We start from the raw sequence: 15109 nt of genomic DNA, 5'->3' as shown, positions 1-15109 counted from the left end.
CGCCGAACCGCGGCGAGCGCCGAACCGCGGCGAGCGCCGAACCGCGGCGAGCGCCGAACCGCGACAGGCTCCGCCCCCGGCGTCAGCTCTCGCGCCAGCGGTTGGTGATCGGCTGGCGCCGGTCCCGGCCGAAGCCCTTGGAGGAGATCTTGGTGCCCGGCGGGTACTGCCGACGCTTGTACTCGGCCGTGTCGACCAGCCGGATCACCCGGTCCACCACGGCCGGGTCGTAGCCCTCGGCCAGGATCTCGGCCCGGCCGTGGTCCTGCTCGATGTAGGCGGTCAGGACGGCGTCCAGCAGCTCGTAGTCCGGCAGCGAGTCGGTGTCCACCTGCCCCGGGCGCAGCTCCGCGCTCGGCGGCTTGAGGATGGTGTTCTCCGGGATCGGCGGGGTCTCCCCGCGTTCCACCGCCGCCTCGTTGCGCCACACCGCCAGCCGGAAGATCAGCGACTTGTAGACGTCCTTGATCGGGCCGAAGGCGCCGACCGAGTCGCCGTAGAGGGTGGAGTAGCCGACGGCCAGCTCGCTCTTGTTGCCGGGGGCGAGGACCAGGTGGTTCTCCTGGTTGGAGATGGCCATCAGCAGGGTGCCGCGCAGCCGGGACTGGAGGTTCTCCTCGGCCAGCCCGGTCAGCCCCAGCGCGCCCATGTAGGCGTCGAACATCGGCGCGATCGACACGGTGCGGAAGTGCAGCCCGGTGCGCCGGGCCAGCTCGGCGGCGTCGTCCCGGGAGTGCTGGGAGGAGTAGGCGCTCGGCATGGAGACGCAGTGGACGTTGTCGGCGCCGACGGCGTCCACCGCCAGCGCGGCGACCAGCGCCGAGTCGATGCCGCCGGAGAGGCCGATCAGCACCGAGCTGAAGCCGTTCTTCCGCACGTACGCGCGCAGCCCGGTCACCAGCGCCTGGTAGATCTCCTCCTCCGGGTCCAGGCGCGGCGCCTGGACCGGGGACAGCGGTACGGCGGGCTCGGGCAGCAGCTCCTCGGCGACGACGCTGTAGTGGACCTCCAGGCCGTCGGCGACGAACCGGCTGCCCTGCCCGGTCTCGGCGGTGGCCTCGGGCAGCTCCAGGTCGAGCAGCAGGCAGGTCTCGGCGAAGCGGGGCGCCCGGCCGAGCACCTCGCCCGCGCCGGAGACCACCACCGAGTCGCCGTCGAAGACCAGCTCGTCCTGGCCGCCGACCAGGTTCACGTAGGCGAGGGTGCAGCCGGCCTCGACCGCCCGGCGGCGCACCAGGTCGAGCCGGAGGCCGTCCTTGTCCGCCTCGTAGGGGGAGGCGTTGACCACCAGCAGCAGCCCGGCCTCGGCCTGCCGGGCGGCCTGCACCCGGCCGCCGTCCTGCCAGATGTCCTCGCAGACGGCGAGGGCGACGTCCACGCCGTGGAGCCGGACCACCGGCAGGGTGTCGCCGGGCACGAAGTAGCGGTACTCGTCGAACACCCCGTAGTTGGGCAGGTGGTGCTTGGCCAGCCGGGTGACGACCTTGCCGCCGTGCAGCAGCGCCGCGCAGTTCTGCGGCGAACCGGTGGGCAGCCCGAGCCGTTCCGAGGCGTTGGTGGAGCGGCCGAGGTAGCCGACGACGACGGCGGTGCCGCCCAGGCCCTCCTCCTCCAGCCGCTCGGCGAGCGCGACCAGCGCGGAGCGCGAGGCGTCCACGAAGGAGGGGCGCAGCGCCAGGTCCTCGACCGGGTAGCCGGTCAGGGCCATCTCCGGGAAGGCCACCAGCTGGGCGCCGCGTTCGGCGGCGTGGCGGGTCCAGTGCACGACGAGGTCGCTGTTGCCGGCGATGTCGCCGACCGTGGTGTCGATCTGGTTGAGCGCAAGGCGAAGGTGAGGCACCCGGTCAGCGTAATCGTCGGAGCGACGCTATGGGCAGTCGGGCCGCCCGGACGGGGGGCTCGTGACCCGCCACGGCCAGGCGCGGATCTGCGATGATGCGACCAGCGGACAAGACGGCGCGGGGCGCGTCGACCCAGGAGGCCGCGCCCCGTTAACGCGGACGTAAAGAGCAGAGGTGAGACTGTCGCCATGGGCAAGCAGCAGGAGTTTGTTCTCCGCACACTCGAAGAGCGCGACATCCGGTTCGTCCGACTGTGGTTCACGGACGTCCTCGGCTTTCTGAAGTCCGTCGCGGTCGCACCCGCCGAGCTCGACCAGGCGTTCGAGGAGGGGATCGGCTTCGACGGTTCCGCCATCGAGGGCTTCGCCCGGGTGTACGAGTCGGACATGCTGGCCCAGCCGGACCCGTCGACCTTCCAGATACTGCCCTGGCGGTCCGAGTCCCCCGGGACCGCACGGATGTTCTGCGACATCCTGATGCCGGACGGCTCGCCCTCCTACGCCGATCCGCGCTATGTCCTGAAGCGCACCCTGGAGAAGTGCTCCAACCTCGGGTTCACCTTCTACACCCACCCCGAGATCGAGTTCTTCCTGCTCAAGGACCTGCCCGCGGACGGCAGCGTGCCCACCCCGGCCGACCACTCCGGCTACTTCGACCACACCCCGCGCGGCGTCGGCCACGACTTCCGCCGACAGGCCATCACCATGCTGGAGTCGATGGGCATCTCGGTGGAGTTCAGCCACCACGAGGGCGCCCCCGGCCAGCAGGAGATCGACCTCCGCTACGCCGACGCGCTGTCCACCGCCGACAACATCATGACCTTCCGCACGGTCATGAAGGAGGTCGCGCTGGAGCAGGGCGTCCACGCCAGCTTCATGCCGAAGCCGTTCTCGCAGTACCCGGGCTCGGGCATGCACACCCACCTCTCGCTGTTCGAGGGCGACCGCAACGCCTTCCACGAGGCCGGGGCCGAGTACCAGCTCTCCAAGGTGGGCCGCTCCTTCATCGCCGGCCTGCTGAAGCACGCCGCCGAGACCGCCGCGATCACCAACCAGTGGGTCAACTCCTACAAGCGCATCTGGGGCGGCTCCCAGCGCGCGGCCGGCGCCGGCGGCGAGGCCCCCTCCTACATCTGCTGGGGCCACAACAACCGCTCCGCGCTGGTCCGGGTCCCGATGTACAAGCCCAGCAAGCAGGGCTCGACCCGGGTCGAGATCCGCTCGCTGGACACCGGCTGCAACCCCTACCTGGCCTACTCGGTGATCCTCGCAGCCGGCCTGAAGGGCATTCAGGAGGGCTACGAGCTGCCCCCAGGCGCCGACGACGACGTCTGGGCGCTCAGCAGCATGGAGCGCCGCGCGATGGGCATCCAGCCGCTCCCGCAGAACCTCGGCGAGGCGATCGACCTGATGCAGCACAGCGAGCTGGTCCAGGAGACCCTGGGCGAGCACGTCTTCGACTTCTTCCTGCGCAACAAGCGCCAGGAGTGGGAGGAGTACCGCCAGGAGGTCACCGCCTTCGAGCTCCGGAAGAACCTCCCGGTCCTCTGACCCCGCCCCACCGGCCGGCGGTGCGAACCGCCGGCCGGTGGGTCAGCTCTGCTTCATGACGGCGAGGCCCTGGTCGTTGGAGATCATCGTGTACTGGACCCCGGCGTGCAGGGACTCGGCGTAGCCGACCGGGTTGTTGATCGGGGAGGACCAGCCGGCCCAGAGGTCGAGCACGACGTACTCGGGGACGACATTGCCGGCGGCGCCGACCCAGTAGACGTCGCAGCGGCCGGAGAGGTGCGAGATCAGGGTCATGTTGGTCTCGACGCTGGCGTTGTCCGGTATCTCGGAGAGAGCCAGCAGTTCGGCGGGGCCCCGGGAGCCGCGGCTGTAGGAGGAGGAGTCGGTCAGATCCTTCAGCGGCAGGTTGCCCGCCAGGGTGAAGGTGACGGCGATGCCGACGACGACCGGGACCAGGTGGCTCGCGTACTCGCGCAGCAGCCGGTGCTCCGAGGCCTTGGACTTGACGATGGCGTCGATCAGCGCGGCGAAGACGATCGGCATCAGCACCGCGTTGTAGTGCCAGGCGGTGCCCCAGTAGTCGGTGTCGGTGGAGACGAAGCGCCAGCCCAGGGTCGGCAGGACCAGGATGCTGAGCGGTGAGCGCAGCGCCAGCAGGCCGGTGACACCGAAGATCACGACCAGGGTGTCCAGCTTGACGTCCGCGCCGTTGAAGACCGAGGACAGCATCCCGCCGCCGCTGCCGACCTTGTTCCAGTAGGCGTACTGGTGGGACGGGTTCATCGCCGGGATCAGCACTTCGAGGGTGAGGGCGAACATGCCGGTGCCGAAGGCGACCGCGGCCAGGCCCAGCCGCTGCTGCCGCTGCAGGATCAGGTAGGCGCCGATGGCGGCGACGGTCAGCCCCAGGTCCTCCTTGACCAGGACCAGCGGCAGGCACCAGAGGAAGGCGGACTTCCAGCGCCGGTCGAGCAGCCGCTCCAGGCACAGCGCCAGCAGCGGGACGGCGAGCGCGACCTCGTGGAAGGTGTTGTCGGCGGCCCGCTGGAGCCCCCAGGCGAGCCCGTAGGCGATGCCGATGCCGATCCCGCTGCCGAAGCCGAGCGCCCGGACGGCGGCCCGGGCGATCGGGACCACCGACATCCCGAGCAGGAAGCCCTGGGCGACCAGCAGCGAGACGGCGCTCGGGTAGATCCAGTAGGTCGGGGCGAGGATCGCCAGCAGCGGGCTGAAGTGGTCGCCGAGGATGTTGAACCCGGGGCCCTTGATGTCGACGATCGGCGCCTGGAAGTGCGCGTAGTGGCGTACCGCCTCCTCGAATATCCCCAGGTCCCAGGAGGTGTCGCCGAAGCGGTAGTAGCGCAGGGCCGACAGCAGCGAGTAGAGGAGCGAGAAGACCAGCCCGAGTATCAGCGGGGCGGACCGCCGGAGCCGGGTCCCGGGTTCCGGGTCGGTGCTGAGCTCGGCCGGTGCCGGCTCGAACGAAACTCCCAGGGCCATGTGGATCTCTCTCCGGCTGCGGTGGTCGGCGGTGGTACGCGGTACTCGGCAAGGCGTGCGACGGTACGGGTGGAGCCGGACCTTGCCGGACGTCGAGTGTAGGACGGTGGAAGATCGCGCCCGGTTCCGCCGCGGGCGGGCCCGCGGGGCGACGGAAGGCCCGGAGGACAGGCTAGGCGCTACCCCTCCCGCGACGGCAGGGGGCATAGCGGACGGGGTTGCCGCCAGGCCCGGCTCCGGCCGCTCCGCTCCCGGTCGGCGGCGCCGACGGGTGGCGCCGGAATCGGGGTGACGGGGCATCAGCCGGATCACCCGGGCCCCGGGAGGAGTCACGGCAGCCTCTGGGGGAAGAACCGCTCAGGGACACGTAGGCTCGGATCTTGTTCGATGGTCGAGTGGATTCCCGAACGGCTGTGGACGGCACCGGAGGCAGGCGTGGAGCCAGGGAGCGGCAGCGTGACAGGCGACGACAGGCGCAGCAGTGGCACCCGGCGCAGCAATCCCGCCGCGCGCCTGGTCCGTCGCGGCTTCACCGACCCCGAGGCGGCGGTCCGCCGGCTGGCGGAGCCCGCGCTCGCCCCGCACGTCGGCGACACCGTGCTGCTGGACGCCCTCGCCGCCACCGCCGACCCGGACCTCGCCCTGCTCGGCCTCGCCCGGTTGGCCGAGGCCTGCCCGCCGGACGACCGCCGGACCCTGCTCGACACCCTGACCACCAGCAAGCCGCTGCGGGACCGGCTGCTCGGCGTCCTCGGCGCCAGCGCCGCCCTCGGCGACCACCTGGCCCGGCACCCGCACGACTGGCACACTCTGGTCACCTTCGAACTGCGCGACATGCACCCCGGTCCCGAGGAGTTCCTGCGCACCCTCTACACCCACATCTGGGAGGACCCGGCCACGGCCGGCTCCCGCGCGGACGCCCTGCGCACCGGCTACCGCCGCTGCCTGCTGGGGATCGCCGCCCGCGACCTGACCGGCACCGCCACCGGGGACCGGCCCGGGCACGGCGTCCCGGGCAGCGGCCAGGACGGCTTCGGCCGGACCGCCGCCGAGCTGTCCGACCTGGCCGGGGCCACCCTCCAGGCCGCGCTGGACATCGCCCGGGAGGAGGACCCGGCCGCCGCCGCGATCTGCCGGCTGGCCGTCGTCGCCATGGGGAAGTGCGGCGGACACGAGCTGAACTACGTCTCCGACGTCGACGTGGTCTTCGTCGGCGAGGCCCGGCAGACCCCGACCGGCGAGCCGGCCGCCGACGACACCACCGCCGTCCAGGCCGCGACCCGGCTGGCGGCCCGGATGATGCGGCTCTGCTCCGACACCACCCGCGAGGGCGTCATCTGGCCGGTGGACGCCAACCTCCGCCCCGAGGGCAAGAACGGGCCGCTGGTGCGGACCCTCGCCAGCCATCTCGCCTACTACCAGCGCTGGGCCAAGACCTGGGAGTTCCAGGCGCTGCTGAAGGCCCGCCCGGTGGCCGGCGACGCCGAACTGGGCCGGGCCTACCTGGACGCGGTCACCCCGCTGGTCTGGCACGCCTCGGAGCGCGCCAACTTCGTCCAGGACGTCCAGCAGATGCGCCGCCGGGTGATCGACGCCATCCCCGCCGCCGAGGTCGAGCGGGAGCTGAAGCTCGGCCCCGGCGGGCTGCGCGACGTCGAGTTCTCGGTGCAGCTGCTGCAGCTGGTGCACGGCCGGGCCGACTCCGCGCTGCACAGCTCGACCACGCTGACCGCGCTCGCGGCCCTGTCGGCCGGCGGCTACGTGGGCCGCGAGGACGCCGCCGCGCTCGACGACGCCTACCGGTTCCTGCGCTCGATGGAGCACCGGATCCAGCTCTACCAGCTGCGCCGCACCCATCTGGTGCCGACCGGCGAGGACGACCTGCGTCGGCTCGGCCGCTCGCTGGGCCTGCGCGCCGACCCGGTCAGCGAACTCAACCAGGAGTGGCGGCGGCACAGCCGCGAGGTGCGCCGGCTGCACGAGAAGCTCTTCTACCGCCCGCTGCTGGCCGCCGTCGCCCGGCTCGGCACGGAGGAGGCCGAGCTCACCGGCGGCCTGGACGTCAGCCCGGAGGCCGGGCTCAGCGCCGAGGCGGCCCGGACCCGGCTGGCCGCCCTCGGCTACCGCGACCCGGTCGACGCGTTCCGCCACCTCCAGGCCCTCGCCTCCGGGGTCAGCCGCCGGGCCGCGCTGCAGCGGACCCTGCTGCCGGTGATGCTCGGCTGGTTCGCCGACTCCGCCGACCCGGACGCCGGGCTGCTGAGCTTCCGCAAGGTCTCCGACAGCCTCGGCTCCACCCCCTGGTACCTGCGGCTGCTCCGGGACGAGGGGGCGACGGCGGAGAACCTGGCCCGGATCCTCTCCTCCGGCCGGCTCGCCCCCGACCTGCTGCTGCGCGCCCCCGAGGCGGTCGCGCTGCTGGGCGACAGCGACGGCCTGGCGCCGCGCACCCCGGCCGCGCTGGAGCGCGAGGTGCGGTCGGCCGTCGGCCGCGCCGCCGGCGCGCCCGCCGCCGTGGTCGCGGCCCGCTCGGTCCGCCGTCGCGAGCTCTTCCGCACCGCAGCCGCCGACGTCCTCGGCCGGCTCTCCGGCGAGGACGCCCGGACCCCGAACGGCCCCGGCGAGGCGCTCCAGGCCGCCGCCGACGCGCTGACCACGCTCAACACCGTCACCCTGGCCGGAGCGCTGCAGGCCTGCGCCGCCGCCGTGGAGCTGGCGGCCGGGGAGCCGCTGCCGACCCGGCTGGCGATCATCGGCATGGGCCGCTTCGGCGGCGGCGAGCTCGGCTACGGCAGCGACGCCGACGTCATGTTCGTCCACGACCCGCTGCCCGGGGCGGACGAGACCAAGGCGGGCAATGCGGCCCGGCACGTGTTCGAGGAGGTCCGCCGGCTGCTCCAGCTGCCGTCGACCGAGCCCCCGCTGCTGATCGACGCCGATCTGCGGCCCGAGGGCCGACAGGGTCCGCTGGTCCGCAGCCTGGCCTCCTACGCCGCCTACTACCGCCGCTGGTCCCGGACCTGGGAGAGCCAGGCGCTGCTCCGGGCCCGGCCGGTCGCCGGGGACCCCGGCCTCGGCGCGGCCTTCGTCGAGCTGGTCGACCCGGTGCGCTACCCGGCCGAGGGGGTCGGCGAGAGCGAGCTGCGCGAGATAAGGCGGCTGAAGGCCCGGGTCGAGACCGAGCGGCTGCCCCGCGGCGCCGACCCGACCACCCACACCAAGCTCGGCCCCGGCGGGCTCGCCGACGTCGAGTGGACGGTGCAGCTGTTCCAGCTGCAGCACGCGCACCGGCTGCCCGGCCTGCGCACCACCCGGACCAGGGAGGCGCTGGCGGTCGCCGTGGCCGAGGGCCTGATCGACCCGGCCGCCGCCGCCGACCTGGACGCCGCCTGGGTGCAGGCAGGACGGGTGCGCAACGCGGTGATGCTGGTGCGCGGGCGCCCCGGCGACAGCTTCCCCGGCGACCCCAGGGAGCTGGCCGGGGTGGCCCGCTACCTCGGCTACGGCAGCGGCCACGCCGGCCAGATGGTCGACGACTACCGTCGCTGCGCCCGCCGGGCGCGGCTGGTGGTGGAAGAGGTCTTCTACGGCTGACAGCCGGTTCGGTCCGGCTGGGACGCTAGCGGTGGACCGAGACCCGCGGCCGGCCGGCGCCGGCCGAGCGGACCGGTCCGGAGCCGAGATCGGTCCCGGGGTCGGTCCCGGGCCCGGCTCCGGGGGCCGGGTCGGCGGGCTGCCCGTCCTCGGCCGTGCCCTCGGCCGCGACCTGCTCCGACTCCGCGGCGGGCGCGGCGGCCGGGGTCCCGACCGGCAGTTCCCGGGCCTCCGCCTCGGCCTCGGCCTCCGCCTCGGCCGTCGCGTCCACCGGCTGCTTCGGGAAGGCGTAGGCCCACTTGCCGTAGACCACCCGGGAGACGAGCAGGCCGACCAGGGTGCACAGGGCGCCGGCGACGGCGTCCATGAAGAAGTGGTTGGCGCTGGCGATGATCACCACCAGGGTGGCCAGCGGGTAGAGCAGCCCCACCAGCTTGACCCAGCGGCGGCGCGCCAGGAAGGCGATGGTCAGCCCGCACCAGAGCGACCAGCCGATGTGCATCGAGGGCATGGCCGCGAACTGGTTCGAGACCTGCGCCATGTCGCCGGAGGCCATCGAGCCCCAGGTGTGGTGCTTGGCGACGGTGTCGATGAAGTCCCCGCCGGTCATCAGCCTCGGTGGGGCCAGCGGGTAGAAGTAGTAGCCGAAGAGCGCGATGGCCGTGGTCACGAACAGCGCCAGCCGGGCGGCGGCGTAGCGGCCCGGATGGCTGCGGAAGAGCCAGACCAGGACGCCTATGGTCATGATGAAGTGCAGCGTCGCGTAGTAGTAGTTCATCCCGACGATGAGCCAGGTGACCGAGTCGAAGGCGTGGTTGATCACGCGCTCGTCGGCGATGCCCAGGAACTGCTCGAAGTGCCAGATGTCGTGGGCGTTGCGCTCGGCGGTGACTTCCATCGTCGGGACCGCGTTGCGGACCAGCGAGTACAGCCAGTAGCTGATGCCGATCAGGGCCAGCTCGAACCAGACCCGGGGACGGCCGGGGGAGCGGAAGTGCCCGCCCAGCGAGCGGGCGCAGTACCGCAGCCCGCGAGTCACCGGGGAACGCCGGACCGCGGCGCGGGTGGCTCCGTCCGGAGAGACGGAACCGGAAGACCGCACCGCTGTGGCGGTCGTGCCGCCGTCCTGGTCCCGCTCAGGTTCCCCCATGGGGCAGTAGTCTGCCATGCAGCCTCCCGCGACCTGATCACCCTCTGGTTGGGGATTCGCCGCCTGATATCCCTCTGAAGTCCTACGGTTGTATGCAGCCGCAGGTCCGAACACGTAGAGCCGCTGCCCGAGCGGACAGCGGCTCCGAACTCTTTGTCGATCCTACTGCCCGTGATCGGAGCCTTCGGCAGGGCCACAGGTCCACGTGGTGTACGTCTGATTGTCACCCGAAATCCGGGGTGCGGTGCCACCGCCGACGCCGGAATCCGTGAGTGGTTTCTGCGTCGGTGCAGGTCGGGGCCGTTGCCCTGTCCGCCGAACGAGTGAAGCCCGCTCGGGCCCCCGAGGAAGCCCGGGGGAGAGCGCGGTCCGGCCCGGCCGCCCCTTCGAAAGGGTGACCGGGCCACGACAGCCGCCCGCGCTGCTCAGCCGGCGGCGTTCAGCGCGGCGAGTTCGCTGTCCACCAGCCGCTGGTGCTCCTCGGCGTCCTCGCGCGCCTTCTTCGGGCTCCAGCGCCCCGCCATCACGAAGATGAAGGGCAGGAACAGCAGCTGCCCGGCGAAGGCCACCCACCACCAGTGCTGCCAGTTCCGCGGATTGTCGGCCGCGGCCCGCTGCACCTGGGTCCCGTACTTCTGCAGCACCGCCAGCTGCGGCTGGGCCTGCTGCACGGTCTGCAGCGCGGGCACGCCGACCTCCTGGGCGGCCTGGGCCAGCAGGGCCGGCGGGATCGCCGAGGGGGAGTACTTCGACAGCTCGGCGAAGAGCGCCGGGTGGGCGTCCACGATCGCCAGCGCCGGGCCGGCCTGCTGCTCCGCCGCCGCGACCTGGGCGCCGTGGTCCACCAGCGGGGTCACCGAGGTCACCACGACCGGCACGAACGCGGCCGAGACCGCGACCACGATCCGGATGATCCAGCCCCAGACCGCGAGCCCGGTGGCGGTCGCGGCCGGGTTGTGGGTCTCGACCGTCTCGGTGTAGCTCGCCATCCACGGGGCGTAGGCGAGGCCGCTGAACACCCCGATCCCGACGAACACCCAGGCGAAGGTGTAGTAGCCGGTCGCCGGGTGGGTCGTCAGCAGGGTGAACACCAGGGTGAGGACGGCCGTGCCGACGCCGCCGACCACCATGAACGGCTTGCGCACCTTGAGCCGGTCCGAGAGCAGCCCGGCGACGACCAGACCGATGACGTTGGCCGCCCAGTACCAGTTGGCGAGGGCGTTGGCCCGCTGCTCGCTGTAGCCGAAGACGGTGGCGAAGTAGACGACGAAGTTGCCGACGGCGGCGAAGTAGAGCAGCAGGAACACGCTGATGGCGAAGGCCGAGCCGACGACGTTCAGCCGCATCATCTGCCGCCAGCTGCCCTTCAGCGCCTCCTCCGGGTCCAGGCCCTTGGCCCGGGCCTCGACCAGTGCCCGGTCGCGCAGGCTGACCATGATCTGGTCGCGGATCCGCGGCGCCAGCTCGCGCAGGCCCAGCAGCGCGACCACGAAGACGACCAGGGTGGCCGCGCCGGCGTAGCGCAGCTCGTCCTGCCAGTCGGCGGAGTTCAGCGTGCTGCTGGTGACCGTGGTGACCACCAGGCTGCCGACGACCGGGCCCATGGTCCAGTAGCCCATGGCCGTCGCCCGGCCCAGCTGCGGGGAGAAGTCCCTGATCAGGGCGGGGGTGGCGACCAGGACGATGCCCTCGACGAAGCCGACCACGGCGAAGAGCAGCAGGTAGGTGGTCTTGTTCGGGGCGTTCGGCAGGCCGAACAGCACCAGCAGGCCGACCACCAGCAGCCCGTACACCACCAGGTTGGCCCGGCCCCAGCGGTCGGCGAGCCCGGCGACCAGCGAGGCGAAGGCGCCGACGGCGTTGCCGACGACCGATATCCAGACGAAGTAGCGGTAGCTCATCCCGTAGTGGGTGATGATCGACGTGGCCACCGCGTACTGGATGTACAGGGCGTAGTACAGCACGATCGTGGTCAGCACCACGATGGCCAGGTAGGCGTAGCGGCGTCCACTGTCGGGGTAGGCGTCCAGATCGCGCCGGAGCAGCCGGTCGAGCGGGCTGCGCGCGGGCACGGGTCTGGCTGGTCGGTCGTCGGCGGTGAACGGCGTGCTGCTCATGCTGCTCCTCATGGCACCGGTTCGGGTGGGAGGGCGCAGTCGGGGCCGGGAAGCGCATCCGGCGGCGAGGGCGTGAAGGGAGGGTATGACCGACCAGTCGGTACGGACTAGATGCGCGCACGGCCGACTTGGAAAAAACGCCGGGGTCCCGGGGCGCCGGCCCCGGGATCCCGGCTGTGACGGACGCTACTTCGGCGGGAAGGTCGGCAGGACCGGCCGGCCGTAGGTGGCGGCGGTGACCCCGGCGAAGGAGGTGTAGAGCGCCACCGCGGCGGTGACCAGCCCAAGCCAGCCGCCGACCTTGGTGACGGTGGTGTTCGCTTCGAACGCTCCGATGGCCAGCACCACGAAGGTGGCGGTCAGCGCCACGAAGATGGCCAGCACGGCCCGGCTCTGGCGCAGCGCGGCCACGGTCATGTAGAGCGTGAAGATGCCCCAGGCCAGCAGGAACAGGCCCACGGCATTGCCGGTGTTGGAGGCGGTGGAGCCGGTCAGGCTGGGCAGGATGTCCTTGGCCAGCAGGTAGTACGACAGCCAGAACGCGCCGAAGGAGGTGAAGGCGGTGGCGCCGAAGGTGTTCCCCTTGCGGAACTCCCACATGCCGGCCAGGAGCTGCCCCAGGCCGCCGTAGAAGAGTGCGAGCGGGAGCACGACCGCCTCGGCCGAGTTGTTCAGGAAGCCGGCGTTGAAGCAGCTGAGCACCAGGGTGGTGATACCGAAGCCGGCCAGCCCGAGTGGGGCGGGATCGGCGATGTTGACGGAGCTGGTCGAGCTGGTCGCGGGGACGGGCTCGGATGCGGAGGACATGGAATGCCCCTTCCGGTGAGTGCCCGCTCGCGTTCCGCATATGCCGGAGGAAAGTGACTCCACCGACCGAGCCGGCCCGAGGACAGGCACAAGAAGCTGACAGCACAAGTATGTGACGGACCGGGGGATCAAGCGCCCGATTGGTCACGGTCAATCGGGTGAACACGGACAAGCCGCCGTCCCCCCGGCCCCTCCGGCCCCGTCCGCCGCACCCGTGCGGGCCGGCGGGAACCCGGGAAGCACGGGCCCGGTTCTCCTGGGGGAGGTGTTCCTTGAACGCTGGAGCGATAGTCGAAGACCTGTTCGGAACCCAGGGGTGGGCCGATCCCTACCCGATCTACGTCCGGGCGCAGGCGCTTGGGCCGGTGGTGCCGGTCGGGCCGAGCACGTTCCTGGTGAGCAGCCACCGGGCGGTCAACCAGGTGCTGCGGACGACCGCGTTCGGGGCGAGCAGCGGCGAGGTCGGCCCCGAGCGGGACGACCGGACCGGGACCGGCTCGATGGACCTGCTGGCCCGCTCGATGCTGGAGAGCAACCAGCCGCGCCACACCCGGATGCGGACCCCGATCGCCGCCGTCTTCACCCCGCGCCGGATCGCCGCGCTGGAGCCGGCCGTCACGCTCGCCGTCGAGCGACTGCTGGACGGGATGGCCGAAGCCGGGGCGGACGGGGCGGTGGTGGACTTCATGGACCGCCTGGCCTACGCCCTGCCGGTCCGGGTGATCTGCGAGCTGCTGGGCGTGCCCGAGGCCGACCGGTACCGGTTCCGGGAGCTGGCCCACGACCTGACCCGGGCCCTGGAGTTCCGGGTCGGCCCCGAGGAGCTGGTCCTGGCGGACGAGGCGGGCCGGGAGCTGGCCGAGTACTTCGGCGCGCTCGCCGCCCGGCGCCGGGCCGATCCGCAGGACGACCTGGTCAGCGCCCTGGTCAGCCGGCCGGACGAGGGCGCCCCGGACGACGGGGGGCCGGACTCGGGCATGTCGGATCCCGAGCTGGTCGCCAACCTGGTGCTGCTGCTGTTCGCCGGCTTCGAGACCACGACCAACCTGCTCGGCAACGGCCTCGCCCTGCTGTTCCAGTACCCCGCCGTGCGGCAGGCCCTGGCCGGCGGCGGCCTCGCGCCCGCGCTCTTCGTCGACGAGGTGCTGCGCTACGACTCGCCGGTGCAGCTGACCTCGCGGGTCGCGCTGGTCGACGGGCTGGAGATCGAGGGCGTCCCGGTGCCCCGGCAGGCGGAGGTGCTGCTGCTGCTCGGCGCGGCCAACCGCGATCCGGCCCGCTTCGCCGAGCCCGAGCGCTTCGACCCCTGGCGTGCCGACAACGCCCCGCTGAGCTTCGGCGCGGGCATCCACTACTGCCTCGGGGCGATGCTCGCCCGGCTGGAGGCCGCCGTGGCCTTTCCGGCGCTGCTGGCCCGGTTCCCGGAACTGGCCCCGGCCGAGGGCGCGGTACCGGTGCGGCAGGACCGGATCGTGCTGCGCGGCTACGCGGAGCTGCCGGTGCGGTTGGGGAGGTGACGGCGTGGCGCCGGAATAGAAGGCCGGGGCGTGCGGATTGTCGTTGAGCATGAAGGCAATCGTGTTCACGCAGAGTGGTGGCTCCGATGTCCTGCGGCTCGTCGAGCGGCCCGTACCCGAACCCGGAGCGGGGGAGGTACGGGTCGCGGTGCGGCTGTCCGGGGTCAACCCGACCGACTGGAAGGGACGGTCCGGCGGACGGGCCGGCGGCCGGAGCGCGGGGGAGCAGGTGCCGAACCAGGACGGCGCCGGTGTGGTCGACGCCGTCGGCGCGGGGGTCGACCCGGCGCGGCTCGGGCAGCGGGTGTGGATCTGGGAGGCCGCCTGGCAGCGCACCGACGGCACCGCGCAGGAGTACGTCGTGCTGCCGGAGCACCAGGCCGTGCCGCTGCCGGAGCACGCCTCCTTCGAGCTCGGGGCGAGCCTCGGGATCCCGGCGATGACCGCCCACCGGGCGCTGACGCTGGCTCCCGGCGCCCCCGCCCGGCTGGCCCGGGGGCGCTCGCGGGCCGGCACGTCCTGGTGGCCGGCGGCGCCGGGGCGGTCGGCAACGCCGCGATCCAGCTCGCCCGCTGGGCCGGGGCCACCGTGCTGACCACGGTCAGCAGCCCGGAGAAGGCCAAGCTCGCCGCCGCCGCAGGCGCGCACCATGTCATCGACTACCGGGCCGAGGACGCCGCGGCCGCCGTCCGGGCGCTCGTCCCCGGCGGGGTGGACCTGGTGGTGGAGGTCGCCACCGCCGGCAACGCCGCGCTGGACGTCGCGGTGCTGGCGCCGGGCGGCGCCGTCGCCTTCTACGCCACCAACAGCGGCGACGAAGTGGTGCTCCCGGTCCTGGAACTGATGGTCCGTAACCTGACCTGGTCCGGCGTCCTGATCTACACCATCCCGGCGGAGGCCAAGGCGGACGCGGTCGCGGCGATCGTCGCGGCCGTCGCCGAGGGGGCGCTGCGCGGCGGCGAGGAGGCCGGACTGCCTTGGCACCACTACCCGTTGGCGCGCACCGCCGACGCCCATGACGCGGTCGAGGGCGCCGTCGTCGGCAAGGTGCTGATCGACGTCGGCTGACGCC

General features: G+C 72.6%; 10 protein-coding genes. 5 read left to right on the top strand and 5 right to left on the bottom strand.

What is annotated here, in order from left to right; translation table 11 throughout:
• Window positions 1-82: 82 nt before the first annotated feature.
• Window positions 83-1840 carry an NAD+ synthase gene (locus tag BS75_RS10215; protein WP_034087995.1) on the bottom strand — a complete coding sequence of 586 codons (1758 nt, stop codon included), beginning with the start codon at window positions 1838-1840 and terminating at the stop codon, window positions 83-85.
• A 189-nt stretch (window positions 1841-2029) separates the two neighbouring features.
• Here BS75_RS10215 and BS75_RS10210 point away from each other — a divergent pair, with 189 nt between their 5' ends.
• Window positions 2030-3391, top strand: a complete 1362-nt coding sequence (locus BS75_RS10210; RefSeq protein WP_034087994.1) for a glutamine synthetase family protein — start codon at window positions 2030-2032, stop codon at window positions 3389-3391.
• Between the two features lie 42 nt (window positions 3392-3433).
• On the opposite strand, the gene BS75_RS10205 is transcribed toward BS75_RS10210, so the two are convergent.
• The gene (locus BS75_RS10205) at window positions 3434-4852 is read right to left on the bottom strand and encodes a DUF2079 domain-containing protein (RefSeq protein WP_081982224.1); all 1419 of its coding nucleotides are present in this window, start codon (window positions 4850-4852) and stop codon (window positions 3434-3436) included.
• A gap of 456 nt (window positions 4853-5308) precedes the next feature.
• On the opposite strand from BS75_RS10205, the gene BS75_RS10200 reads away from it, so the two are divergent.
• A complete protein-coding gene (locus BS75_RS10200) occupies window positions 5309-8446 on the top strand; it encodes a bifunctional [glutamine synthetase] adenylyltransferase/[glutamine synthetase]-adenylyl-L-tyrosine phosphorylase (protein ID WP_034092757.1) in 3138 nt (1045 codons plus the stop codon).
• A 25-nt stretch (window positions 8447-8471) separates the two neighbouring features.
• Here the strand turns inward: BS75_RS10200 and BS75_RS10195 are convergent, their stop codons facing one another.
• The 3 genes from BS75_RS10195 to BS75_RS10185 all read right to left on the bottom strand — a co-directional run bounded on the left by BS75_RS10195 (window position 8472) and on the right by BS75_RS10185 (window position 12520).
• A complete protein-coding gene (locus BS75_RS10195; RefSeq protein WP_063771554.1) occupies window positions 8472-9596 on the bottom strand; it encodes a phosphatase PAP2 family protein in 1125 nt (374 codons plus the stop codon).
• A gap of 425 nt (window positions 9597-10021) precedes the next feature.
• A complete protein-coding gene (locus BS75_RS10190) occupies window positions 10022-11713 on the bottom strand; it encodes an MFS transporter (protein WP_042439630.1) in 1692 nt (563 codons plus the stop codon).
• 186 nt (window positions 11714-11899) lie between these two features.
• A complete protein-coding gene (locus BS75_RS10185) occupies window positions 11900-12520 on the bottom strand; it encodes an acetate uptake transporter (protein WP_034087993.1) in 621 nt (206 codons plus the stop codon).
• Window positions 12521-12792: 272 nt separating this feature from the next.
• Between BS75_RS10185 and BS75_RS10180 the strand changes: the two genes are divergently transcribed.
• The 3 genes from BS75_RS10180 (at window position 12793) to BS75_RS50140 (ending at window position 15105) form a co-directional block, all read left to right on the top strand.
• Window positions 12793-14037 (top strand): cytochrome P450, encoded by a 1245-nt coding sequence (locus BS75_RS10180; protein WP_042439627.1) that lies wholly within the window; start codon window positions 12793-12795, stop codon window positions 14035-14037.
• 61 nt (window positions 14038-14098) lie between these two features.
• Window positions 14099-14632, top strand: coding sequence for an alcohol dehydrogenase catalytic domain-containing protein (locus BS75_RS50145; RefSeq protein WP_231607735.1), 534 nt, complete (start codon window positions 14099-14101; stop codon window positions 14630-14632).
• Window positions 14560-15105, top strand: coding sequence for a zinc-binding dehydrogenase (locus BS75_RS50140; RefSeq protein WP_231607734.1), 546 nt, complete (start codon window positions 14560-14562; stop codon window positions 15103-15105). The genes BS75_RS50145 and BS75_RS50140 overlap by 73 nt, the downstream gene beginning before the upstream one ends.
• The last annotated feature ends 4 nt before the right edge of the window (window positions 15106-15109 follow it).

This window comes from Streptacidiphilus albus JL83 (genome assembly GCF_000744705.1).
Classification (GTDB): domain Bacteria; phylum Actinomycetota; class Actinomycetes; order Streptomycetales; family Streptomycetaceae; genus Streptacidiphilus; species Streptacidiphilus albus.
This window is presented reverse-complemented; position numbering and strand designations above follow the sequence as displayed.